This window comes from Veillonella sp. S13053-19 (assembly GCF_002959835.1).
Lineage (GTDB): Bacteria > Bacillota > Negativicutes > Veillonellales > Veillonellaceae > Veillonella > Veillonella rogosae.
This window is the reverse complement of sequence record NZ_PPDA01000009.1, coordinates 95,452-120,873: the sequence shown is the minus strand read 5'-3', so window position 1 is coordinate 120,873 and position 25,422 is coordinate 95,452. Positions and strand designations below refer to the sequence as shown.

General features: G+C 39.3%; 21 protein-coding genes. 9 read left to right on the top strand and 12 right to left on the bottom strand.

The window, feature by feature from the left end; all coding sequences use genetic code 11:
• Positions 1-51 precede the first annotated feature (51 nt).
• From VEHSUH06_RS05955 to aroF, 8 genes are all read right to left on the bottom strand, one after another.
• Positions 52-657 (bottom strand): type II toxin-antitoxin system RelB/DinJ family antitoxin, encoded by a 606-nt coding sequence (locus tag VEHSUH06_RS05955; protein ID WP_105098144.1) that lies wholly within the window; start codon positions 655-657, stop codon positions 52-54.
• A 237-nt stretch (positions 658-894) separates the two neighbouring features.
• Positions 895-2,016 carry an IS256-like element ISVat2 family transposase gene (locus VEHSUH06_RS05950; protein ID WP_105097717.1) on the bottom strand — a complete coding sequence of 374 codons (1,122 nt, stop codon included), beginning with the start codon at positions 2,014-2,016 and terminating at the stop codon, positions 895-897.
• 355 nt (positions 2,017-2,371) lie between these two features.
• Positions 2,372-3,607, bottom strand: a complete 1,236-nt coding sequence (locus tag VEHSUH06_RS05945; protein WP_105098143.1) for a shikimate kinase — start codon at positions 3,605-3,607, stop codon at positions 2,372-2,374.
• A gap of 123 nt (positions 3,608-3,730) precedes the next feature.
• Positions 3,731-4,870 carry a bifunctional chorismate mutase/prephenate dehydratase gene (locus VEHSUH06_RS05940; protein WP_009352476.1) on the bottom strand — a complete coding sequence of 380 codons (1,140 nt, stop codon included), beginning with the start codon at positions 4,868-4,870 and terminating at the stop codon, positions 3,731-3,733.
• On the bottom strand, positions 4,857-5,951 hold the full coding sequence (aroC, locus tag VEHSUH06_RS05935; protein ID WP_105098142.1) for a chorismate synthase: 1,095 nt from the start codon (positions 5,949-5,951) through the stop codon (positions 4,857-4,859). Before aroC ends, VEHSUH06_RS05940 begins: the two co-directional genes overlap by 14 nt.
• A gap of 73 nt (positions 5,952-6,024) precedes the next feature.
• Positions 6,025-7,293 carry a 3-phosphoshikimate 1-carboxyvinyltransferase gene (gene aroA / locus VEHSUH06_RS05930; RefSeq protein WP_105098141.1) on the bottom strand — a complete coding sequence of 423 codons (1,269 nt, stop codon included), beginning with the start codon at positions 7,291-7,293 and terminating at the stop codon, positions 6,025-6,027.
• 10 nt (positions 7,294-7,303) lie between these two features.
• A complete protein-coding gene (gene aroB / locus VEHSUH06_RS05925; RefSeq protein ID WP_105098140.1) occupies positions 7,304-8,356 on the bottom strand; it encodes a 3-dehydroquinate synthase in 1,053 nt (350 codons plus the stop codon).
• Positions 8,357-8,430: 74 nt separating this feature from the next.
• Entirely contained in the window at positions 8,431-9,444 is a 1,014-nt protein-coding gene (gene aroF / locus VEHSUH06_RS05920) for a 3-deoxy-7-phosphoheptulonate synthase (RefSeq protein ID WP_009352378.1), read from the bottom strand.
• Positions 9,445-10,172: 728 nt separating this feature from the next.
• Here aroF and VEHSUH06_RS05915 point away from each other — a divergent pair.
• The 4 genes from VEHSUH06_RS05915 to VEHSUH06_RS05895 all read left to right on the top strand — a co-directional run bounded on the left by VEHSUH06_RS05915 (position 10,173) and on the right by VEHSUH06_RS05895 (position 12,850).
• The gene (locus tag VEHSUH06_RS05915; RefSeq protein WP_105098139.1) at positions 10,173-10,589 is read left to right on the top strand and encodes a GNAT family N-acetyltransferase; all 417 of its coding nucleotides are present in this window, start codon (positions 10,173-10,175) and stop codon (positions 10,587-10,589) included.
• A 101-nt stretch (positions 10,590-10,690) separates the two neighbouring features.
• Positions 10,691-11,149, top strand: coding sequence for a DIP1984 family protein (locus tag VEHSUH06_RS05910; RefSeq protein WP_105098138.1), 459 nt, complete (start codon positions 10,691-10,693; stop codon positions 11,147-11,149).
• 239 nt (positions 11,150-11,388) lie between these two features.
• Entirely contained in the window at positions 11,389-11,928 is a 540-nt protein-coding gene (locus VEHSUH06_RS05900; RefSeq protein ID WP_105098136.1) for a hypothetical protein, read from the top strand.
• Between the two features lie 283 nt (positions 11,929-12,211).
• A complete protein-coding gene (locus VEHSUH06_RS05895) occupies positions 12,212-12,850 on the top strand; it encodes a hypothetical protein (protein ID WP_105098135.1) in 639 nt (212 codons plus the stop codon).
• Positions 12,851-12,933: 83 nt separating this feature from the next.
• On the opposite strand, the gene VEHSUH06_RS05890 is transcribed toward VEHSUH06_RS05895, so the two are convergent.
• Positions 12,934-13,962, bottom strand: coding sequence for a ribonucleotide-diphosphate reductase subunit beta (locus tag VEHSUH06_RS05890; protein WP_105098134.1), 1,029 nt, complete (start codon positions 13,960-13,962; stop codon positions 12,934-12,936).
• Positions 13,963-14,036: 74 nt separating this feature from the next.
• The gene (locus tag VEHSUH06_RS05885) at positions 14,037-16,319 is read right to left on the bottom strand and encodes a ribonucleoside-diphosphate reductase subunit alpha (RefSeq protein WP_105098133.1); all 2,283 of its coding nucleotides are present in this window, start codon (positions 16,317-16,319) and stop codon (positions 14,037-14,039) included.
• Between the two features lie 427 nt (positions 16,320-16,746).
• Between VEHSUH06_RS05885 and VEHSUH06_RS05880 the strand changes: the two genes are divergently transcribed.
• Entirely contained in the window at positions 16,747-17,262 is a 516-nt protein-coding gene (locus tag VEHSUH06_RS05880; RefSeq protein ID WP_105098132.1) for a flavodoxin family protein, read from the top strand.
• A 91-nt stretch (positions 17,263-17,353) separates the two neighbouring features.
• On the opposite strand, the gene VEHSUH06_RS05875 is transcribed toward VEHSUH06_RS05880, so the two are convergent.
• Positions 17,354-18,952, bottom strand: a complete 1,599-nt coding sequence (locus tag VEHSUH06_RS05875) for a hypothetical protein (protein ID WP_105098131.1) — start codon at positions 18,950-18,952, stop codon at positions 17,354-17,356.
• Positions 18,953-19,099: 147 nt separating this feature from the next.
• The gene (locus VEHSUH06_RS05870) at positions 19,100-20,659 is read right to left on the bottom strand and encodes a hypothetical protein (protein ID WP_105098130.1); all 1,560 of its coding nucleotides are present in this window, start codon (positions 20,657-20,659) and stop codon (positions 19,100-19,102) included.
• A gap of 147 nt (positions 20,660-20,806) precedes the next feature.
• On the opposite strand from VEHSUH06_RS05870, the gene VEHSUH06_RS05865 reads away from it, so the two are divergent.
• From VEHSUH06_RS05865 to VEHSUH06_RS05850, 4 genes are all read left to right on the top strand, one after another.
• Positions 20,807-21,979, top strand: a complete 1,173-nt coding sequence (locus tag VEHSUH06_RS05865) for an iron-containing alcohol dehydrogenase (RefSeq protein ID WP_105098129.1) — start codon at positions 20,807-20,809, stop codon at positions 21,977-21,979.
• A gap of 219 nt (positions 21,980-22,198) precedes the next feature.
• Positions 22,199-22,834 carry a hypothetical protein gene (locus VEHSUH06_RS05860; RefSeq protein WP_233187890.1) on the top strand — a complete coding sequence of 212 codons (636 nt, stop codon included), beginning with the start codon at positions 22,199-22,201 and terminating at the stop codon, positions 22,832-22,834.
• A gap of 30 nt (positions 22,835-22,864) precedes the next feature.
• Positions 22,865-23,731 carry a hypothetical protein gene (locus tag VEHSUH06_RS05855; protein ID WP_105098127.1) on the top strand — a complete coding sequence of 289 codons (867 nt, stop codon included), beginning with the start codon at positions 22,865-22,867 and terminating at the stop codon, positions 23,729-23,731.
• Between the two features lie 209 nt (positions 23,732-23,940).
• Positions 23,941-25,260, top strand: a complete 1,320-nt coding sequence (locus VEHSUH06_RS05850; protein WP_105098126.1) for a dicarboxylate/amino acid:cation symporter — start codon at positions 23,941-23,943, stop codon at positions 25,258-25,260.
• Positions 25,261-25,422: the final 162 nt, after the last annotated feature.

Sequence of the window (25,422 nt, the reverse complement as noted above, 5' to 3'; positions counted from 1 at the left end):
CGAAAGCCGACTTTTTTATATGTTTTGTATCTCCTGTAATGTATTCATTACTTATAAATCTTTAAGAAGTTCATTAAAGACTTTTTCTGCAGATTCACCAAGCCCATTTTCAGCCTGATTAAGTCCAGTCTGGACTCTAGCGTTTAAATCCTCTTCAGTCCATAAGTTATTATTTATCGCATCAACCCATTCGGGACGATGTATAGTTGGAGGAATATCTTTAGCGAATTGTATTTGCTTAGACACAAGTGTTATAGTTTGAGATATAGTTAATCCCATTTCTTTTAAAATTGCTGTAGTAAGTGTTTTTACTTTTGGGTTAATGCGGATGTTAAGAACACCTGTTTTATCGATTGTGTCGAAGGATATTTCCACTTCTGTTGAGATTGCTGATCTATATATACTGATAGTATCTGATGCTTTTAATGTAGTTCGGGGTTGTTCGTAGGTGCCGTTGTTGAGCGTACTTGGTGTAGGTGTTTCGTCTGTAGGTGCCGTCGGTAATGCAATGGCAAACGGAATGCGACGTTCTTTAATGATTTGACGAAATAGTGCGTCAAGCATGGATGTATATGATAGACCTTGTGCTTTTAATATGCTAGATACTTCTTGTTTTAGCTCTTCGTTGATGCGGACCTGTAGGTTTACGGTTTTCATAATATCTCTCCTAACGTTCTTTCGGTTGTGACTGCTATGATATGAATACTGTATCGATTTTATATTAATAGGCGGGTAACTTTTTTGAATTTTATTTGTAATTACATTGTAATTGCAGATGGTAGATTTTACAAATATATATAATACATAGGACATATAAAAAAGCAGTAGTTATCTTTAGGATAGCTACTGCTTTTCAGTTTATATCAGGGTTATAGGACAAAACGTGTTGGTACTTTAATCCCAATCATTGAAAGATAATTTGTCATAGTTATGCAAATCACCCCAAGAAATGGCATCCCCCCAAGTTGGAATTATGCCTTGAAGTTGGGCTCTTTCATTCATAGATCTATATATTTTAGAAATACTCGCATCAGTTGGCATTACCTTAAGTATTTCTTTTGCAGGAAGCGGTCTTGGTGAGTGTAAATAACACCACCAAAAGACCGCTTTTATGCGTTTTTCTACAGACATCCCTCGATGGTACCGCAATAAACGTCTGAGTTGTGCGTTTACCCCACCTTCAATAGGGTTATTAGTCCTCGGACATTCTTTATCTAACACCAATGTTTCATCTAAATATCGAAACATTGTCTCTGTATTAATTAACACCACTAGAGAGTTATAGGCTTTTAATAAGCGTTCATGCGTAGCTCTTAAATTATCATTACTATCACGTGTCATTTCACTTAGAAACTCTTTAAAAGTCACTCTCCAATTAAATAATCGTTGAATCCATATTTGTGCATCTTCCTGTGTTTTTACACTATATAAATCGCTTGCTAAATCTTTTAACATAATGCCTGCTAACGTCTTAGGTCGTCTAGTAGTGTAGCGATGCACTTGCCATACGGCATGAACAATACAACGTTGAAGCTTGGCGGTACGCCAAACTTTTTTTAATGCTTTTCTAAGACCAGGTCCACCATCAGAAACGACCACAATGGGTGTCGCTATTCGCTGCATAAGAGCTTGCCATGAGCGAGACTGTTCTGACCTACATAAATACCACCCTAATACATATTCACCATCATAACAGATCAAAATACAAGCTTTTTTAGCTAAGTAAATACCATCAACGAATACCACATCTCTCGAGGTTTCAATTTTGGGCGGCATAGGCCATATTTGCCAGAAATCAGCTATCTGTCTACGAAATGTACGGCCCTGCCCAGGCATGTCCTGTTGTGTTTCTTTACTAAATAACCAATTTAGAAATCGATGAAAACATTTAGTAGTATTATCAATAGTTTGTGTAAAGGTGATGTTACACTGCTTACAATGCCATCGTTGTGATCCAGCTTTAGTTTTCCCATATTTTTGACAAGAAAATCCACAATTTATACATCTTACCAGCATGATTATTCCCTCCACTTAGAACACGATTTTCTAAGAAGATATAACCTTATTGAAGCCAGTAAAATCAAGGGGTTTGGGACTTTTTACCAACACATTTTGTCCACCCTCTAAGTTTATCAAAAGAACTTAAAATGGCGATGGAAGCAGTAATTTACTGGCTCCATCCCCTATAAAACCAACACGTTTTGTCCTATAACCCTTATATCATTATTTCATGATATGAGTTTTAGTTTTATCTAGAAATACAGATGTAAATATAATTACTTATAAATCTGTTGAGGATTTTACCAATTCAGATATAGATACTCTTACCGATGTATCTGTAAAGTATTTTACAAATATGATATATAAACTCTTACAATAAGTTTGCTTCAAAGTCTTCTAGGATTGCCGCTACTGTTTCTGGCGCATTGCGATTATGTTCTACGATGCATTGCGCAAAGCTTTCATACATTGGTGTACGCGTTGCTTCTAGTTCGCGTAAGCGCTCGATACCGCCACTAGAGAGAACACGACCAGAGGTAGATAGGTTTTCTACTGGTTGTGTTAATTGGTAAATGCGACCATTTTGGCGTAGGTGTGCATAGTTTTTAGGTACTGTTACACAGCCACCACCAGTGGAGATCACAAGTCCTGTTTGAGTACCGAGTTTTGCAATCATTTCCGCTTCTTTTTCACGGAATGCTGGTTCCCCTTGTTCCGTAATATAGGTGGAAATGTCACCGATTTCTTTTTCTAGTTCTTGATCTACATCAACGCAGGTACGGCCCATTTCTTCCCCAAGGGCTTTACCAACTGTTGTTTTACCTACACCAGGCATGCCGATGAGAATGATATTCTCCTTTTCACGGCGCATATCCCGTAAGATTTGCTCGATTTCTTTGGTGCCAAAGCTTTCACCTTGGAAATGGTTAGCCGCCTCAACGCCTTGTGCCACAAGGAATGGCAGGCCATCACAGTGAGGAACATCCATCATTTCAGCTTGTAGTAATAGAATCGTGCGGCGTGGATTATAGATAAGGTCGACAACACCTTCTAGCTTGGAGAACTGCATTAGATCGATGAGGCTAGCCGGATTGTGAGGATACATACCGATAGGTGTGCAGTTGATAATAATCTGCGCTGTTTCGTAGTAATTAGGTGCATCGTTATAGAACGGAGCCGTTTTACGAGACAAATGAGTGATACTCTTTGCCCCTAAGTCCTCGAGTGCTACGTGAACGGTAGCAGAGGAAGCGCCATCGCCAAGGATGATACATTCCTTGCCAGATACATCGATACCAGCATGTTGTAGTGTAAATACAAAGCCATCATAGTCTGTATTATAGCCATGCCATTTACCGTCTTTGCGGACCATTGTATTCACACAACCGATGCGCTGCGCACGAGGGTCAACTACATCACAAGCTTCAAGGGCATTTACCTTGTAAGGGAAGGTAATATTGATGCCTTGTAATTTTTGGTCATCAAAGAACTCTTGCAATTGGCTTGGTTCTCTTTCAAATAATTCGTAATTTGTATTCCCTAACGCACTATGAATGCGAGGGGAAAAGCTATGGCCCAACGTACGGCCAAGTAAACCAAATTTCATAGGACCTCCTAGGTCAATATACATAGAATGGCTAATAGGCTGGTACCTATTAGCCATTGAAGTTTTATAACTATATTCATTGTACTATATATGCCCTTATAGGTACTAGTACAGATGAATATATTAGTTTTCAGGGTAGTTGCCGAGTAAGCGGAACTTATCTTGTGATGTATGAAGTTCTGCTAGAACGGATAATACCTTTGGATCCGCTAAGGATGCTTCTAAATCGAGGTAGAACAAGAACTCAAAGTTATGGCCTACGATAGGGCGGGATTCGAGCTTTGTAAGGTTTACGCCGATGTTAGCAAATTTGGTAAGCAATGTACCAAGACCACCTGGAGCATGGCTTGCTGTGGTTACTACAGAGATTTTATTGGCCCCTGGGTACACATGGAAGTCCTTGCTGATGCAGATAAAGCGCGTATAGTTGTTATCGCTATTTTGGATATTGCGCATCAATGGTGACAAGTTGTACAAGTCTGCACATTGAGGTGCTGCAATAGCTGCGACACCTGGATCATCACTAGCTGCTACCATTTGTGCTGCACGAGCCGTATTATCGAAGGAACGTAATTCTACGCCCTCTAATGTATCTAGGAAGTGACTACATTGGCCCAATGCTTGAGGATGAGAGATAATAGTATGAATATCTTCAAGTTTCGTGCCCTTCTTCACGAGTAGATCGTGAGAAATCCAAAGGCGTGTACCGCGTACAATATAGCATTTGCGCTCTTCTAAGAGGTCATATACTTCTTTTACAGAACCATTGGAGCTGTTTTCGATAGGTAATACACCAAATTGACATTCGCCGGATTCCACCGCATCAAATACGGCACGGAAGCCCGTTACGTAGTGAATTTGGCTGAGGGGCAATAATTTATCGCACGCCATTTGAGCATTGCTACCGAATACACCAGCACAAGCTACGCTGCCCCGTTGAGGCGGCAAGGTAGGAGATTGCTCAATGGCTTTTTTCATTTTTATAGTGAATTCGTTGTCTTGGAATAATTGTTCAGACTGATAGGTACGGCTCAAGCTAAATAATGCTTCGAAGAAACGGCGCGCATATAGATCGAGATCAGGGCCTGCATCTCTCGTTACTTTGTCGAGAATATCCCGTTCCCGTTTTGCATCATAAATGGCTTTATTCATTTCTTTTTTTGCCGCCGCAACGTCCTTGGAGAGTTCCATGCGCTCTTTGAAGAGGGCGAGCATTTGGTCGTTTATGTCGTTAATCTTAACGCGTACTTCATCTAAGTTCATGGTCAATATCTCCTAAGAAATCAAGAATGACGAGGGCTGTAACGGCTTCGATTACAGGCACTGCACGAAGCGCTACGCATGGGTCGTGACGACCTTTAATGGTGAGTAATGTGTCCTCTTTTTGTGAAAGTGACACAGACTGTTGTTCTTTATAAATGGATGGTGTTGGCTTGATGCCTACTTGCATAACGAGCGGTAAACCATTAGTAATACCGCCTTGGATACCACCACTATTATTGGTAGTTGTTGTAATCTTGTCACCGTTCATGGTGAAAGCATCGTTTACTTCGGAGCCTAGACGAGAGCACATGTCAAAGCCACCGCCGAAGGATATGCCTTTAATGGCTGGTACGCCAAAGATAACGCGAGCTAATCGGTTTTCAATGCCATCAAAGTTTGGATTCCCTAATCCAATTGGTAGACCAGTAGCAACGACTTCAACGATACCGCCCGTAGAGTCACCGTCCTTTTTAAGCTGCATTACAAGTTTTTCCACTTCAGCCCGTTTATCTGCATCGAGCATAGCGATTGGTTCTGTGGCGATACTAGCTAATGCTTTCATATCTGGATGAACCATATCGATAGGAGCATCTTGGATCGTTCCCACTTGTTTTAAATGGCCGTGGATTTCGATTCCTTTTTCACGTAATAACTGGATTGCAATACCACCAGCTACGCAAAGAGGTGCTGTCAAACGTGCTGAGAAGTGGCCACCACCGCGCATATCTACCTTGTCACCGTAGCGCATGCGAGCCGTGAAGTCCGCATGAGATGGGCGAGGGATGTCGCGTAAGTTATTGTAATCGCTAGAGTGTTGCGATGTATTGCGAATCATAAATGCCAATGGGGAACCACTGAGCATACCGTCCACCATACCAGCTAAAAACTCAGGCACATCGGCTTCCTTACGTTGCGTTTGTAATTGATTTTGACCTGGCGCACGGCGCTTCATGAAGGCTCTTAGTTCATCGATGTCGATGGTATGTCCACAAGGTAAGCCTTCTACGATACCGCCAATGGCATAGCCGTGAGAGGCGCCAAAGGTAGATACTTGTATGGTTTTACCGAAATTAGATGCCATTATATTAACTCCTACTATATAGTACGTATTACTAATTGCTATTTATTGAAGCACATCTGATAAGATTGGAAATCTATACCGGTTGTGCATTACCACCTAGTAAGTTCCAGTCCTCAAAAAAGTCTGGATAGGATTTTGTGATAGCTTCGCTATCTTTTAGTATTACAGGGGTTTCACTGATGAGGGCCATCAATGTGCCTGCCATAACGAGGCGATGGTCATTTACGCAATCACCTTGTCCACCTTTAAGTATACCACTACCGATGATGTATAGGTCATCGCCTTCTTCACGAACTGTGCCACCTAAGTCTCTTACGAGATTAGCAACGGCTACGAGGCGATCAGATTCTTTCAAGCGTAGGCGAGCACCCTTAACAAAGGCGCTTTCACCAGAAATAGAGCAAGCAAGGGCTGCCATAACAGGCAACATATCAGGCATTTGCTCAAGGTCTGCATGAATTGGTTTGGAAGCGCGACCCGTGACCGTCACATTCATACCATCCCAGACAACATCACAACCAGCATCAATCATAACTTGCATGATGCGGCGGTCCGCTTGTACAGAGTTTTTGTTCATGCCTGTAATCGTAATTGGTTTGCCTGTCATACCGGCTGCCACCATCCAGATTGCTGCGTTAGACCAGTCGCCTTCGATTTGGTAATTATCACGACCTATGAAGGACGCACCAAATGGGACTGTGAAAGCCTCATTAATATCAGTGTCTGGTAAGGTGTGTTCTACTTCGACACCAAAATCTCGCATTGTTTCAGTAGTTAGTGTTACATAATCGCTAGATTGTAGTGGCGTAGTAGAGGTAATAGTAGATAAGCCGATTTGAGGGGCTGCCAACAATAATCCAGAGAAGAATTGACTGCTCACATCGCCTACCATGGAGAAATTGCCCCCTTGGAGACGACCTGTCATAGTGAATGGAGGTTTATCTTGGGAAAACGTTACGCCGTGCGCTTTCATTTCGCCGAGCATAGGTTCTAGAGGACGATCTGGCAAACGACCTTTAGCATCTACGTCTACATCGTTACAGATGGATGCTGCTACAGGTAATAAAAGGCGTAATGTAGTTCCTGATTCGTGAGGTACTACATTGCCCTTTGCAGGAGCGGGGCCTGGTGTAACGGTAACAACTTTATTTTCATATACTACGTGAGCACCTAAGCCTCGCAAGGAGTCCATCGTTGCATCGATATCCTTAGAGGTACGACTCAGTAATATGGTAGATGGAGAGGTAGCAAGGGCTGCACAAATCAATGTACGATGTGCATGGGCCTTTGCCGGGATGGACGCGATAGTCCCTGTAGGGATGGCGTTCGTTACAGAATGCATATAAATCTCCTTAGTCTAAATAGGTTGCAAGCTCTTCGTGTGTTACCACCTTGAGTTCGCTGTGGCCATAGCTAGTAGGAACTACAATTTTAATGGTTGCTCCTTCACTTTTTTTATCGTGCTTAGCAGCGGCTAAAATTTCTTCTTTCGTTATAGTCGTCGTAGTTGGCAAATCGTGTGCTTCGATGAGGGCTTTTAATTTTTCTAATGCCTCGGCATCTAATTCTCCATGTTTTACCGCACCTTGCGCCATGAGGACCATGCCAATCGCTACGGCGTAACCATGATGTACTTCAAATTGGCTTGCCTTTTCGATGCCGTGACCAAAGGTATGACCTAGATTTAAGAGGGCGCGAACACCAGATTCGCGTTCATCTTGCTCAACGATATCTGCTTTAGCTTGTACACAACGGGCAATTACGCCACTAACGCTACCGCGATGCTTAATTAATGGTTTATGTTCGAGTTGGGTTAATAAACCTGGTACATCGAGGAATCCGTATTTGATAATCTCGCCACATCCATTTTTCCATTCCATGTCTGGCAATGTATTGAGTGTCGTTGGATCACAGAGGACGAGGATAGGTTGTTTGAAAGCACCCCAAAGGTTTTTACCCGCTTCGAGATTAACCGCTGTTTTACCACCTACAGAGGAGTCTACGGCAGCTAATAGAGAGGTAGGGACCTGTACATAGTCTATACCACGTAGGTATGTAGCTGCTGCAAAGCCTGCCATATCACCTACAACACCACCGCCAAGAGCAATGAGGAGGTCTTTACGGGTTAACGATTGAGCCGCCATGTACTCTACTAAATCGATGAGTTGATGAGCGTTTTTTGAGCTTTCACCAGCAGGAAATACATAATCACAAACAGTATAACCGGCATGTTCCATATTAGCTTTCACAGAATCCAAATAGTGCGGCGCTACATTGCTGTCGCTGACGATGATAACACGGCAATTTGGTTTTAACGGTTTAATATAATCGGTGATGCGTTGTAAAGCGCCTTCCTCGATGACAACGTCATACGGTGTGGACGCATTAATATGGATGCGAGTCATAACGATTCCTTTCTTAAAAGAATAAGCTAGTATCTATTATAACGGATACTAGCTTATTTGTGTGGTATTTAAGATTATTTAGTGCATTCAACCAATGCTTGGCGCAATGCGATAATTTCTTTCATAAGGCTAGTGAATTGATCTGGACGTAATGCTTGAGGGCCATCGCATAATGCTTTGGAAGGATCGTTGTGAACTTCGATCATAAGGCCGTCTGCACCGCCGCCTACAGATGCAAGAGAAAGTGGACGAACCATGCGGCTCATACCTGCTGCGTGGCTAGGGTCCATGATGATTGGTAAGTGAGATAATTCGTGCATCATAGGGATGGCTGTTACATCTAAGGTATTGCGAGTTTTAGTTTCGAATGTGCGGATACCGCGTTCGCATAATACAACTTGTTCATTGCCTTCGGACATGATGTACTCAGCAGCCATCAACCATTCTTCGTATGTAGCAGATAAACCACGTTTTAAAAGAACTGGCTTATTTAATTTACCTACTTCTTTTAACAGTGTGAAGTTTTGCATGTTACGAGCGCCGATTTGAAGCATATCTACGTTATCGAAGTATTGTAATTGGGAAATATCCATAACTTCGGAAACGATAGGAAGACCTGTTTCTTTTTTAGCAAGCTCTAACAATTCCAAACCTTCTGGACCCATGCCTTGGAAGGAGTATGGAGAAGTACGAGGTTTGAAAGCGCCGCCACGAAGGATGGTAGCACCAGCTTCTTTACAAGCTTTTGCTGTTTCAATTACTTGTTCAGGTGTTTCAACGGAGCAAGGGCCAGCCATTACTGCGAAGTGACCGCCACCGATCAATACACCACCTACATTGATTACAGAATCATCGGGATGGAATTTACGATTTGCTTTTTTGTATGGCTCTTGAATACGAGTTACTTTATCTACGAAATCAAGAGATTCGATTTGACGCGCATCAAGAGATGCAGTATCACCGATAAGACCTAAAATATTGTAGCGCGTGCCTTCTACAGGATGAATAACAAATCCTTGAGCCTCTAATTCACTGCGTAAACGAGATACCTCTGTTTGTGCTGCGTTTTGTTTCAATGTAATAATCATGATAATTCCTCCTTGTAACTACAGTGAATAGTAGGGCTTACCATACGGGATAGCAAACAAAAAAGGGCCACCCGTAATCTAATACGGGTAGCCCTTTTACTATTCTAAGCAACTAATAATAACTCAATCTTAATTAGCGCACCACAAATAGTTCCTTACCCGTACGTTGGATAAAGAACCAATAAAAGTATTGTTTTGTAGCGAGGCTAATTTGGTTAGTCATCTTTGGTTGCTCCTTTCTAAAATGTTGGGTATAGTATAAACCCAAATGATAAAATTATGCAATACTTAAAATTAAATTTCATGGAAGTTTTAAAAATAATTTGTTTAGTGAGTTGTTAGAAAAGTAGATATAATAAGGCCTTTTGCATAAAAATGATTTTTGCTATTCATCACTAAATTGTAGTATAATGAGTTTATAAAGAGAGCCAATCAACGTGTCGGTAGCGTTAGGCTCATCTAAAATTTGGGTAAAAATGATGCGCCTAACGTGTTAGAGGTCTAGCCACCTCATTACGTTAGGCGTTTTCATTACCTTATTTAACTAAAGCAATGATAGTAACTACGGATAACAAAATTATGATAACTACATATGTAATTTCATGTTTTGTCATAGTATCACCACCTTTCGGTGATGAACCTAACTCACGTCAATTGACTCTCTTAGGTACAGTATAACAAAAATGATTTTACACAAATAGCGATATATGAATAGCTGTGGAGGAGATATGATTATTCAAATCTTAGATCATATAACTGATGAAATAAAACAAATTCGTATCGATGTGTTTATGAAAGAACAGGGCTTTGAAGACGAGTTTGATGAAATCGATGAGACTGCAAAATTTGTTCTCTTATCGATAGATGGAAAAGCAGCAGGTACGTGTCGATATTTTCCAAGTGACGTAGCTGGAGATGCCCATATTGGTCGCATGGCGGTACGTAAGTTGTATCGTGGACAACACCTAGGTACTAAGATTATGATGGCCGCAGAAAACGGCATTCGCCGCGATGGATTTAAAACCTGCTCTTTGTCGGCACAAGTACAGGCAAAACCATTCTACGAATCCCTTGGCTATAAGGCCGAAGGGGAGGAATACCTAGATGAAGGTTGCCCACACGTGATGATGCGGAAGGTTTTATAAGCCATTGAATTGCGTTGTATAATAAGAATTAGCGGATATATGTATTGTACATAGTGTTTAATAAGCAAATTAATATATTTTTTGTTGTGAGGTGAAAATTCATGAAACTAGCAGAAGCATTACAAGAACGAGCTGATTTAAATTATAAAATCAGCGATTTAGAGCTTCGTTTAACTTCCAATAGTTTAGTACAAGAAGGGGAAGTACCGAATGAGAGCCCTGAAGAGCTCTTAAAAGCATTAGATCAATGTGTAACTAGACTTCAAAAATTAATTGCTGATATTAATTTAACGAATTGTAAAACTATTGTAGAAGGTCGTTCTATTACTGAAATCATTGCGGAAAAAGATAGTGCTACATTGCGTCTCAGTGCTTATAGAACATTGGCGAATAGCGCAGGTAGTATTAATTTCCGCGCAAGAGGGTCTGAGATTAAATTAATACCGACCGTTAATGTTAGAGATATCCAAAAAGAAGCTGATCACATCGCTAAACAAGTTCGTTTATTAGACAATCTATTGCAGTCTGCTAACTGGACAACTGAATTGATTGAAAGCTAATATAGTTGGTAGTTTGAAACAGGGTGGACACAAAAACTTTGCTTTTACCAAGCTTATTATGAATACATTCATGGGGCGAATGAAAATCTACAGTGTAGGCCTATTTGCGCACAAATGTATTGATACAATTTACAATGTATTACCACGTGTCAACTGTACAAACGAGGGTGGTGTTGGGGATTATTTTTGAAATTCATATATATTTTTATATGATAGTATTTGGTTTAGAGAGACGAGAGATGTTTAAATTTGTAAAAGTAGCTGCATTGGCCCTCGCTTTTGTAGCAGGTATGACAACATATGCCGATGCGGTTTCCTTGGCTGAGGTGCAATCCCAACCTGAACGGTATAAGCTATTAGCTGATGAAAAAGGGATGTATTTATATTTAGATACAAAAACAATTAAGCTGAGCGTAGAACCTAAAGAGCGCCGCATGGAGGTTACATCCATCATAATACCTCATAATCAAGGCTTAATCGGTGAATTTAAAGATGAAGTCGTGATGGAATCTGCCCGATCTATTAGAAACTTAACACTTTCTTACAAAAATAGAACAGACCTTACTTTGGAGGATGTAATTAGACTGGTAGAAGATAGTAAGAGACAGAATTCAGGTATGAAGACACGTACTATCTCTGATACCTTCTATTTACCAAACGGCTCTATTGATAAGAAAAATACGGCAGTTCAAAAGGACTTTATAAAAACTCCTTATGGTGCTGTAAAATATGTAGTTGCCTCTAAGGCAAATGAAGTTCTATATGGCGAAGTGTACTAGATATTACAGAAGGTAATGTACTACAATATCAAGAAATTCCTAAATATAAGCGATAAAAAGATACCCAATCCAAAGTTTTGGATTGGGTATCTTTTTGTTATTATTCTAAGTTATCAAATTCAAATGCCGCTGCCTTTGACTATAGGTGCATTAGTAGAGCAATATATTTAATTTATAAATAAGTATATAAATTTTACTTTTAATTAGAGAGTTGTGCTATAATATAGATAAATAATAATTATTATTCAATTATATAGAATTTCTTAAGTAAGGAGATTTAATAATGACAGCAGAACAAAAAGCAGCTATGGCAGCAACAAGTTCTACCGCAGCTAAACCAACACCTGAACCAGGTACAGAATGGATAATTTGCCGTGTATGCGGATATATTGAAGAAGCTAAATACAGAGATCAACCTTGTCCAACATGTGGTTTCCCTCCAACAGTTTGGATGGATTACAAGCCACGGCGCATTGATCCTAAACGCGAAAAATTGCTAGATCTTCATTTACATCCAATTGCGGTACATTTCCCAATCGCAGCAACAGCAGCTTCTTTCTTAGTACCTGTTATCGCATTGGTAATTCCATCTATTGCAGATGTATTATTCTCTGCTATTACATTAGTAGCAATGATTCTACCACTCCTCGTTATTATTGGTGGTATCTCTGGCTATATCGGTAGTATATTACGTTACAAAACAGGAAAGTCTAAGATTCCAAAAGCGAAAATTTACTTAACAATCATTTACTTCATCTTGTCCTGTGTACAAGCCTATATTGCTATTACTGATGGCGTAAATGCAGATAATGCATGGATTATGATTATTTTAGGTATTGTAGCTTCTATCTTTGCTGCTAAACTCGGCAAAATGGGTTCCTACCTATTTGCTGGTCGATTCAGCCCATATACAGCTGGTTAATAGTTATTAACCGAATAACCTTTATAAAGAAAAAAGTGATTCTCACATCGTGAGAATCACTTTTTCTTTTATCTTTTGTATTATTATTCTAAGTCATCAAAATCAAATGCTGCTGCTTTTGTATAGTTTGTAACTTTTGCTTCGAAGAAGTCAGTTTTTGTGCTATTCAAGTTGGAGAAGCTTTCGATCCATTCCATTGGATTATCCTTGATTTCAGGATATAGATGAGGTAAGCCGATTGCTTCTAAGCGGATATTTGCAAGGTATTTGATATAGCGTTCGATAAGAACGTTGTTAAGACCGAGGATTTTATCATCAGTGATGTATTGACCCCAAGCGATTTCGTTCTCTGCACCTTGGCGAATCATGTCCGTAATTTTCGCTTCTAGTTCAGGTGTGAACAAGTCAGTACGTTCACGACGTAACTCGCGGATGATGTTTTGGAACAATACAAGGTGAGTTACTTCGTCGCGGTTGATATATTTGAAAATAGTGGATGTAGCTGTCATTTTACCTTGGCGTGCCAAAGTGTAGAAGAAGCTAAAACCAGAGTAGAAGTAGATACCTTCTAAGATATAGTTAGCAATAATTGTATGAATAAGGTTTGCTTCGCTAGGATCGTCGCTGAAACGTTGGTATGCATCGGCGATGAAGCGATTACGAGCGAGCAATGTTTTATCTGTACGCCATTCGTCATAGATTTTGTCACGTGTAATAGGGTTTGTTACAGTGTCCAAAATATAGGAATAACTTTGGGCGTGAATTTCCTCTTGGAATGCTTGGATATTCAATAAGGACGCCACTTCAGATGCTGTAATATAGCGGCTCAAGTTAGGCAAGTTTTCAGATTGAATAGAATCAAGGAAGTTCAAGAATGCAATGATTTTGTCAAATGCACGGCGTTCGTAATCTGTTAAGTATGGGAATTGCTTAACGTCTTCATTCAAGGAAATCTCTTCAGGAATCCAGAAGTTGTTGAGCATCGTACGGTACATTTGGTTAGCCCAGTCGTATTTGATACGGTTCCATTCGCGAAGGTTTGTGGTATTGCCACCAATCATAGCTTGCGTGCCACGTTCACCATGTTCGTTGAAGATCAGTTTTTTATCCATAGTAGGACTCCTTTATACAACGATGAGACCTATACTGCTATAGGTCGTCATCAGATTTATATACACATCTAGTATTAGGAGGAGCAGCTAGTGCACTCATCCATTTCAAGGGATTGGTTACGGATGTAGTAGATTGTTTTAATCCCTTGTTTGTAGGCCTCAACGTAAAGGTCTAGAATTTCTTTCGCTTTCATTTGAGGTGTAATATACAAGTTGAAAGATTGTGCTTGGTCAATATGACGTTGACGTACGCCACAAGCTTTGATGGACCATTGTTGATCGATTGTATGCGCCTCTTTGTAGAGCCAGAATGTTTTGTTGTTCAAATCTGGAGCAGTTTTTGGTGTGAAAGAACCTTTCTTTTCTTCGATGAAGAACTTTTTGAAGATAGGGTCGATACCAGCCGTTGTGTTTGCAATGTTGGAAGTAGAACCAGTAGGCGCTACAGCCATCAAGTAACCATTGCGGATGCCGTATTTTGCAACGTCTGCAGCCAATTGTTTCCAACGATCAGATGTGTAGCCACGACGTGTGAAGTATGCACCAGTTTCCCATTCAGAACCTTTGAACGCAGGGTAGGCACCTTTTTCTTTAGCCAATTCCATGGACGCTTTGATGGCATAGTAAGCGATATTTTCGAACAATTTATCCGCTAATTCAATGTGCTCATCAGATTCCCATTGGATATCGTGGTTTACGAGGTAGTGGTGGTAACCAGAAGTACCAAGACCGATAGCACGGTATTTATCAGACGTCATACGAGACTCTGGTACTGGTGCTTGGTTAATGGAAATAACATTGTCTAACATGCGAATTTGAAGGGCAATGTTTTCTTCCAATTCTTCGTCAGTAATACGACCAAGGCTGATGGAGTTCAAGTTACATGTAACCATGTCGCCTGTATTTGTTTTAGTAGTGATAGTACCATCTTCGTTGATGATTTCTTCAGCAAGATTAGTGAAGCCAACATTTTGCGCGATTTCGTGGCACAAGTTGGATGCGTAAATCATACCTGCATGTTTGTTAGGGTTTGCAGCGTTTACAGTATCGCGGAAGAAGATGAACGGTGTACCAGTTTCAACTGCGGAGCGCATGATTTTTTTCATCATGTCTAGCGCCGGAACTTCGATGCCGTGTAAGTTAGGATCTTGTTCACATTCGATATAGCGTTTTGTAAACTCTTTTTCGTCTTCTGTATCGAAGTAGTCCTCTAAGGCATAGCCTTTTACAGCTAAGATTTCATGAGGGTCGAAAAGGGTGAAGTTTTCACGAGCAATCATACGTTCCATGAAGATGTTTGGAACGGAGATAGCAGGGAAGATATCATGTGCTTTACGACGGTCGTCACCATTGTTTGTACGAAGCTCTACGAATTCGTAGAAGTCTTTGTGCCAAATATCGAGAGTTACTGTCGCGCCGCCTTTACGTTTACCCAATTGGTCTACTGCAACTGCAGTATCATTGTACAAGCGGATCCAAGGAATAACACCGCCAGAGGAGTTTTTGAAACCGCGGATATCGGAGTTCAATGCACGAACCTTGCCAAGGTAGATACCAAGAGCACCACCGTGTTTAGATACGCGAGAGAACTTGCTGTTTACGTCGTAAATGGACCATAAATTATCATCTACACCAGAGATGAAGCAAGAGGACAATTGATGGAATGGTGTGCCCGCATTTGCCAATGTAGGTGTAGCAGTTGTCATTTTTAATTGGCTCATCAAGTCGTAGAATTTTTTAGCGTATTCTACTTTGTTTTTGCCTTCTACTAATGCTAAGTGCATAGCGATAGCCATGAAACGTTCTTGCGGTAATTCGTAGATTTCTTTGTTGAAACCTTTTACCAAGTAACGGTCAGCTAACAATTTAAGACCTTCATAGTTGAAGAGATAGTCTCGTTTAGGTTTGATGTAGTCGCCTAACTCTTGTAATTCGTCAGCAGTATATTCTGTAACGAAGAAGTCAGCGTATTTTTTCTCTTCTACAAGCATGTGTACAAGATTTGGGAAGTTGCCATAGCCGAATGCTTTATAGCGGCGAGTGATAGCAGCTTCTTTATAGAGGTCGAACAAGAATAGACGAGCCGCTACGAATTGCCAATCTTGGTTCATTTTGTTAACTTGGTTGCCGAAGCCATCGTCTTTTTTAGAGATAACCTTTTCGATAGCTGTTTGTACTAAAGTTTTTTGAATCTCTTTAGTAGTCATGCCATCAACGAATTGTAACTTCGCATCCATTTCCAATTCTAGTGGATCACAAGAATCTAACCCCAAACATGCGAAGGCAATCATACGTTTCGTTTTTTCAACGGACAACGGCTCGAAATGGCCATCCCGTTTCTTAATCATAATCTCCATTACTGTTCCCCTTGAGTCTTAAAAGTAATAAAACTGTTAATCTAAGCATATATAAGATTAGACTGAAAAGTATAAAATATCTTTAAGTTAAATCTAATCAGAAAAATAAGAAAACTACAATATATGGTAGTTTTCTTATTGAGCTTATACATTATGTTACGATTATAGCGAAAAAATTCTATACATTCAATATTGACATTTAGGAATTTTTGAATATAGTATGCTTAAAATTATCGATATAGTTATAAATACTAGAAAGTACTATATGGGATGCATATATGATGATTTTGAATGCTGTATCTCTTTTAAGAATAGTAAAATAGTACGTGACAGTAAATATAACCTCCTTACATATAATATTGTGATTTATTTTATTAAAAGACTACCTTACATATCCTATAATAGATATATAAATAGGAGGTAAGACATGAAGTCTATTGTTATATATTCATCCCTTACGGGAAATACGAAACTAGTAGCTGAGGCTATTGCTAGCGTATTACCAGTAGGTACATCCTGTGTATCTATGAAAGAATTGCCTTCCGATATAGCATCCTATGATCTTGTATTTGCAGGATTTTGGGTAGATAAAGGAACGGCCAATAAAGAAGCTCGTGATGTACTCGGTACATTACATAACCCTCATGTAGCCTTGTTTGCCACGGCTGGTGTGCCACCACACATGGCACATGCAAAGGAAAGTCTGGTCAATGCTGCAAAGTGTTTGCCCGATGGTGTAGAACCTGTAGGAACATTCATCTGCCAAGGCAAGGTAGACCCTAAGGTCATCGAAATGATGTATAAAATGTTCCCTAAGGGACATAGTCACGGTCAATCCGCCGACCGCGATGCACGTCATAAACAAGCTGCGGTACACCCAAATGAAGATGATTTTAAAGCGGCACAAGACTTTGCAAAAGATATTCTTACAAAGCTTGGCTAATGAATAAAAGCAGTACCCTCTGTGGGGTACTGCTTTTATAATCTTATAATACGATATGGTTTTTTGTTATGTTGCTTATACTAATGTTATATTAGATATAAAGTACATGGAATATAACACTGCGTAAGCTGAATTCACTTACAACGTAGGATGCTATAAAGAGTCTATATCCCGTACCATCAATGACAACAGGATCAATAGTTTTACTGTCACCTACCTTACGGAAGGTATCATATAAATGGTGTACCTCGGTTACTCCGTTTGGCATAGATACCTCTAAATCAAGACCATCGTTGATTAATTGGAAAGAGATGTCGTTGAATTTTGCAGAAGGCCTTTGATGTTCCACAATATTCGTATCAGTCACTTGTAAGTAAATATTAGGAATATAATTATTGTAACCTGTTACCGAAATAGCCTTTGGTAACTCCTTAGCCTCAAAATGAATACTCTCCAGTTGTTTTGTATTTGCTGGAGTGATAGCCGGTGTTTTTTCAGTATCTTTATTATCTACCGTATTTTCTGTATCTTCAATATATGGATATTCATAAGATGTTCTATAAGTTAGGCCATATGAGTTAAAAGTTTCTACTATAGGAAGTCGTACCTGCCATTGACCATCTACTTTAGTGTAGGTAGCTAAATCTCTATATGTTGTATAGCCCACAACTGGCATAAATAGAACGGCGCCTAGTGCGAGAGCCATGACGGTAGTGTGTACAGATGGTGTTAATCGTTTAACAAGAGAGTACACATTGTATATCAAGAAGATTAGATTGAATGCACCTACATAGATTGTATTGAGCCACAATACAGGATCATTGATTAAACGCTTTCCTATGAGCGCTAAACAAATGGTAGTGAGGGTAATAAACAAGATACACAATATCCGTTGTGTTCGATTGCTTTCACTAGATCTAAAACTAGCCAAATAGAATAAGTAGAATAGAGTCACATACGGATAGTATGTGTAAAGAAAACGTGTGTCTAAGCGGAAGCCTAATAATATTAGTAATAAATAAATAGTAGCAAGAACCCCTGTTATGATGGATGCTTTTGGTAAAATAACGCCAAATACAATTGTGAAAAATGAACTAGGCTCAGGTGGTCCTGCAGGATCCTCTTTATACGTGCAGACCATAGTCATACAAATAAAAGCGTTTATAGATGCTAGTATTTTGAAAATCAAGTGGGTGAAGTCAAATGGTTCGTTGATGATGATGTAGAAGAACCATAGGCTTATGATGATGACAACATTATATAGCGTAGAAGCAATACAGGTGATAAAAATCCGTTTAAGGCGGTTTATAATTTCCCCGATGTAGTGTTTTCCTGTAGATGTGAAATATAATGCAATCATTGTATATAACCATAGGTAAGATATATTTTCTACGGCTAGTCTAATGCCTTGTACCTCATGAAAAGTTTCGTGAACAATATAGAGCCATGTGCTGATGCCGATGCTTGCTAAGGTATATAAAATGGATAATTTTTGGTTTCGTGTTATATAGGTTTGTAATATAACGATGTAAAAAAACTGCATATACATTAATAGGTTCATGTGAGCAAACCAAGGGTGAGAAATGTATAGCGGCGTACACGAGAATATGGTGATTAATGCCAGTAATATAGGGTGCTGCGTTGCCAAATCTCGCAGTGAAGCCATCACATGTTTAATTGCAAATTTCATAGATTTTCCACCTCTATAAATATCTTTTTTATCAGTAGTATACCTGTTCTTAGGTGAAAGTCTTATGAGTTTTATGTAATAGGAACTAAGGATAAACTCAGTTAAGAAAAAAGCAGTACCTCGTAGTGAGGTACTGCTTTTATAGTTTTAATTATATAGTACATTAAATTTAAGTTTACGTGTATCGAATTGGTTTATGAAGTACGATGTAATCAATAGCTTGTATCCAGTGCCTTCTATAATGACAGGATCGATAGCTGTTTTATCGACGGTAAGGAACTTATCATAAATATGATGCACCTCTGTCACACCATTTGGTAAAGATACTTCTAGATCAAGGCCATGGTTAAGGAATTTGAAGGAAATAGAGTCGAAGTTAGCCGATTCTACTTGATATTCCTTAAGGTCTCTTTCATAGACTATTAATTCGATATTTTCAATGTATTTGTCGTAGCCTGCAATAGAAATAACCTTTGGTGCAGACAAAGCATCAAAATTGATATACTCGACGCGTCTGCCGTTTACTGGGTTTGTATCTGGCAGTTTTAAATCGTCCACAGGTACATATGGTGTGCCGTAATCTGTGAAGTTAGGATCAAAGGTAGCTGCTATTGGTAGGTTTGCATGCCATTCGCCATCAACTTTAGTATAGGTCACAAATTCACGATACGTTGTATAGCCTATGAATGGCGTCAAGAGAACAGCACCTAATGCAAGAGCCATAACGGTGGTATGGACAGAAGGTTTTAAACCCTTCACAAGAGAATATACATTGTGTGCTAAGAAAATTAGATTGAATGCACTTACGTAAATCGTATTGAGCCAGAGAATTGGTTCATTAATTACACGCTTACCGATAAGGGCTAAGCACAATGTTGTGAGCGTAATGAACAGGAAGCACAGGATTTGCTGCGTTTTGCTACTTTCACTAGATCTAAAGCTAGCCAAGTAGAATAGGTAGAAAATAGCTACATACGGATAGTATGTGTAGAAGAACCGGGTGTCATCGCGAAGCCCCAACAGAATCAAGACTAAATAGATATTAGCTAGAATGCCTGTAATAATGGACGCCTTGGGCAAGATAATGCCGAACACAACGGTAAAGAATTTACTTGGTTCTGCGGGGCCCTCTGGATCTTCTTTGTAAGAACATACCATAGATAGACAAATGAATATATTAATGGATGCGAGCACCTTAAAAATGGTTTCTTCAACGTCGAAAGGTTGGTCTATGATGATGAAGAAGAACCATAAACTCATGATGATAACAATGTTGTATAGCGTAGACGTAACAAGGGTGATGCCAATCCGTTTGATGCGGTTAATGATTTCACCGATGTAATGTTCACCAGACGAGGTGAAATACAAGGCAATCATGGAGTATAGCCATAGGTACGATATATTTTCCGTAGCCAGCTCAATGCCCCGCACATACCCGTACGTTTCGTGAATCATATAAAGGCCAACGCTGATTCCGATACTTACTAAGGTATATACTATGGAAAACTTTCGGGCTCTTGTTATATAGCTTTGTAATATAACGATAAAGAAATACAGTGAGTATAGCTTAATGTCGATTTCGGCAAACCTATCTTGTTCAATATACAACGGTGTACATGAAAATATGGCAATTAATGCCAGTAATATTGGCGACTGCGTTGCTAGGTCCCGCAGCGAAGACCATAAATGTTTAATGGCAAATTTCATAGATGTCTCTCCCTCTATAAATATAAATATCCCCTCTTATTATTAGTATACCTGTTTTCTAGTGAAAGTCCTATGAGGTTTTACATGCCCTTAAATATACATTACAATAGCACTAAGAAGTAGTTTTCAGAGAAACGAGGTTGTCACATGGAATTCTCTTATTTTTTACCTGTAAACATCCAATTTGGCTGGAATAAAGTAGATAGCGTTGCTGATTTTGTTGCGCCCTATGGCAAGAAAGCCCTCATCGTAACAGGTCGCACTAGTGCGAAGAAATCTGGTTTGTATGACCGTGTGGTAGCGAAATTAGAGGCGGCTCATATTGACCATGTATTATTTGATCAAGTTGATGCCAATCCATTAACGACGACTGCTGTAGAGGGTGCTACCTTGGCTAAATCTGAAAGCTGTGACGTAGTTATCGCCATTGGCGGTGGGTCCATTATGGACTGTGCAAAGGGGATAGCCTTCATGGCGGTTAACGAAGGAGATATTAACGACTATATCTTCAACCGTAAAACAAGTGACAATGCATTACCTCTCGTTGTCATTCCAACGACATGTGGTACAGGCTCTGAAGGTAATGGCTTTGGCGTGCTTACTAATCCTGAAACAGGGGATAAGAAATCCTTGCGCTGTAACGCCATCGTGCCTAAGGTTTCTATCGTAGATCCCGGTGTGATGGGCACCATGCCACCTCATGTGTTGGCATCTGTTGGTTTTGATGCACTATGCCATAATATTGAGGCTTACACATCTAAAACGGCACAACCTTTTACTGATGCATTATCCTATTATGCAGTTACATTATTAGCACAATATCTGGTGCCTCTATATAAACATGTGAAAGCCGTTGCCAACGGTAAACCTGAAGTGCTAAGCGAAAAACAACTCACAAAGGCTTGGGAAGCTGTTACATTAGCAAGCACCATTGGGGGCATGGTTATCAATACAGCTGGTGTAACACTAGCACATGGTATGGAACACCCTGCCAGTGGTCTTAAAGATATTACACATGGCGTAGGCCTTGCCGTTATTGAACCTGTGGCAGTGGAATATACATGGAGTGCGAACCCTGATAAATTTGACGCCTTGGCTCGTATATTCAACCATGGAGATGGCTCTGAATTAGGTGAAGCGTTACGTTTTATCGTACATGACCTGGACCTTACTACAAACCTTACAGAACTAGGCTTTACGAAAAAAGACATTCCGTGGCTTGTAGATAATGTATACGTTGTAGCTACAGGGAATATTGCAAATACAGTAGCTGAAATCAGTCGTAAAGATATAGAAGCGTTGTATAAAAAGATGTTTTAAGCATTGTCATAATAGGAGAGAGTTTTGTTCCAAGGATTTTATGGCCTACTAACAGTTCTGCTATGCGTGTTGTTTGTAATTGTAGTAGTGCTATTTAACATAGCCCCAATTACATACATTGTTTTTGGCATAGCCATAGTGTTGAGTGTGTTACTTCAATATAGGCGCTTTAAGAAACAGTCCATATCTGAAAAAACACATAGCCTATTGGCTTGTGCTTTGTATATTGTTATAACCCTTAGTATATCTTGGCTCGTAGCCGATTGGTTTAAGTATGATACTCAAACGACTCATGATCAAACTGATGATTTTGCGTTTGGGACTATGGATTGGAGACGAGGTTGGCCTAATGATAAGGAATTGCCGGAAGGCTTAAAGCGGCCAAAAGAGCTTCCAGAAGGGATTCTCAGAGCATCTGCATCTGGGGATAGCTTAGCTTGGGCAAATGCATATCCTACGAGATATACTGTATTAGAGGGAGACCCTAAAGTTATCTCACAGTATGAAATGATAGCTAAGCGAAATGCTACCTATACAGCGCAAATTGATGCGGATGGTGTATTGCGTGATTTAGATACTGGGGAGAAAAAGCGTTTTATATCTCACCCAAATAGCTATAACATTATAGAAAGTATAGATGAAGAACCTTTAATTTTGCCGCAACGGGACTTTATAGAGTGGTTGCGCTTTGCACCTCGAAAAGAGACAAAAACAGTAGTTAAGGATACATATAATTCTACTCGAAATCATAGATTATATGTATTTGTAGATGATGGGAATACAAAAAGACCACATTTTGTGGAACTTTTGATTAGTAATGATGGGACACGGGCAGTGTTTTATCAATCTAAGTAATTTGAATAGGTATTGTTGTGGAGAACATAAATGCGACAGTGTTTAATGTATCTAAAGAAATTATTTTTTGGCGCTCCTTATAGAAAGAGTATATGGTTCTTTATAACTCTTTGGGTACTAACATTTTTATTCTCGGATGAGATATCATATTCGGGGTTATATTATCTGATTTTGTTAGTAGCTACGATTGTATTATTATTTGAAAAATGTGGAGTAATTGATGATGAGAGAACTATAAGAAAAAGATTTTTAACATATTTTTATGTAATCTTTTTTCTATGTATGCTTCCTGCATTAGCTGTTACTTTGGCATTTTCTGCTGTAGGGATATCCCATTATGATACACAACGATGGCACTCCACATGGCCTTCATCTAAGGCGGGGTATATTCCGCCTCCATTACAAACACCTAAGTCTTTGCCGGAAAGTTTGCAAGTGATTTCTTCTGCTGAAGTAATTGGAATGGGTGGGAGTCAAAGAAGTTTAGTATTAGATGGTAATAAAACAACAATCTCACGATATGAGGAAACTGTTAAATCTAATGCTTGGTATTCGTTTATAAATGGCAGGGACAAAGATACTACAGTTGAAGTACTTAATTCGTTTACATATCCAAAAGATAAAAATGTATTAGTTAATGAAGTAAGCAATTATTATGAGATTATTACCATTCGACGACAAAATTGGAAATTATTTCCCTGGTTAATTGATGGTACACAAAGTATCGGTGATGATCTTAACGAAGATTATTATTATAGTACTCGGATATCGGCCGATAAATATGTAGTATATGTTGTTTATCATAACTTTGATCAAGACCAGCCTAGAGTCATTTACTTTATGTTTAATCCAGAGCGAACTCGAATGATTACTGTAGATATAGATATGTATCATTAGTATTTATCTACTTTGATTTTATGAGTTAAAGTGGCTTATTAATTGAATATATTAATCTGTATATCAAAATAAATTGGTTTGACAGTGTTAAATCATATCTTTATAATGTGATTTTATAAGAGACTAGGATGTACCTATAATCCCAGCCCTAGGGCTGGGATTATTTCTTTTATGGTCTCATGTAGTTTAGTTTTTAGAGAGGTGTTTTTATGGCAGAACAAGAAAACAAAAATGTTGATGCTTTAGCGCAAGAGATTACCTTAAAAAGCCGTGGTCAAGGCAAATTGCGTCAGTTTATTCTTTGGATGGGTGCACTTATCATTGGTGCTATCTTGGGATGGCAACATATTCCGGCTTTAAATGAGCTTTTTAACTTTATTGCCGCTGTGTTTACACGTTTATTCCAATTCATTGCGATTCCAACAGTATCCTTAGCAGTAATTACTACATTATCTATGCTAGGTGCTAAAAAAGATACCGGTCGTATCTTTGGACATGCTGTAGTTTACACATTGCTTACTACTATTTGTGCAGCAGCTGTGGGTCTTGGCTTATTCCTATGGATTGCGCCAGGTAACTTACCACTTGATGTAATTGGTGCTGGTGCAGCGCAAGTACCTGAAAAACTAGGTCATGTAACATATTACGATCACTTCTTATCCGTTATTCCTAACAATATTATGAAACCATATTTGGAAGGTAACGTATTATCTGTTATGTTTATCTCTGCTTCCGTTGGTTTAGCATTTGCATTTATGCCTCGCACAGAAGGTCGCGAAGCAGTATTGAAAGTATTGTTCGGCTTACAAGAATTACTGTTTACATTGATTAAAGCATTACTTTATGTATTGCCAATCGGCATCCTTGCTTTCGCAGGTCAATTATCTGCTCAAATCGAAGCGGGCGTCATCGTTGGTGCTTTAGGTAAATATACTGCTGTTGTTATCGGTGGTAACTTGATCCAATTCTTTATTGTAATTCCATTGTTCTTGTTGTTCCGTGGCTTAAACCCTGTGGATGTATTCCGTAAAATGTCCCCAGCTGTAGCTGTTGCGTTGTTCACTAAATCTTCTGCTGCAACATTGCCTGTAACATTGGCATCTGCTGAGGATAATTTGAAAGCTCACCCTGCAGTGGCTCGTTTCGTATTGCCAATTTGTACAACAATCAACATGAATGGTTGTGCAGCTTTCATCCTTGTAACATCCTTGTTCGTAATGCAAAATGCAGGTATTGAATTAACTATGGGCACAATGATTGCTTGGTTGTTCATTGCTGTTCTTGCTGCCATTGGTAATGCAGGCGTTCCAATGGGCTGTTACTTCTTAACATTGTCCTTGATGAGCTCCATCGGTGCTCCAATTGGCTTGCTTGGTATCATCTTGCCAATTTATACAATTATCGACATGATTGAAACAGCTGAAAACGTATGGTCTGACGCATCTGTATGTGCTATGGTTGACCATGACCTTCAAGGCAAATTGGACGACTCCAGTGGCGACGATATGCCTCAATTCCAAGGTGCTTAATTTTAGTAACTAGTTATACTTAAGAAGAAACTTAATTATATAACTCAAATGAAAGGTTATCCTGTATAGGGTAGCCTTTTTAGTTTGCCATAAATTTATTTCTATAGTGAAAGCTAACAAACCTCATATTACTAGATATGTATTTTGTGTTATACTTTCATA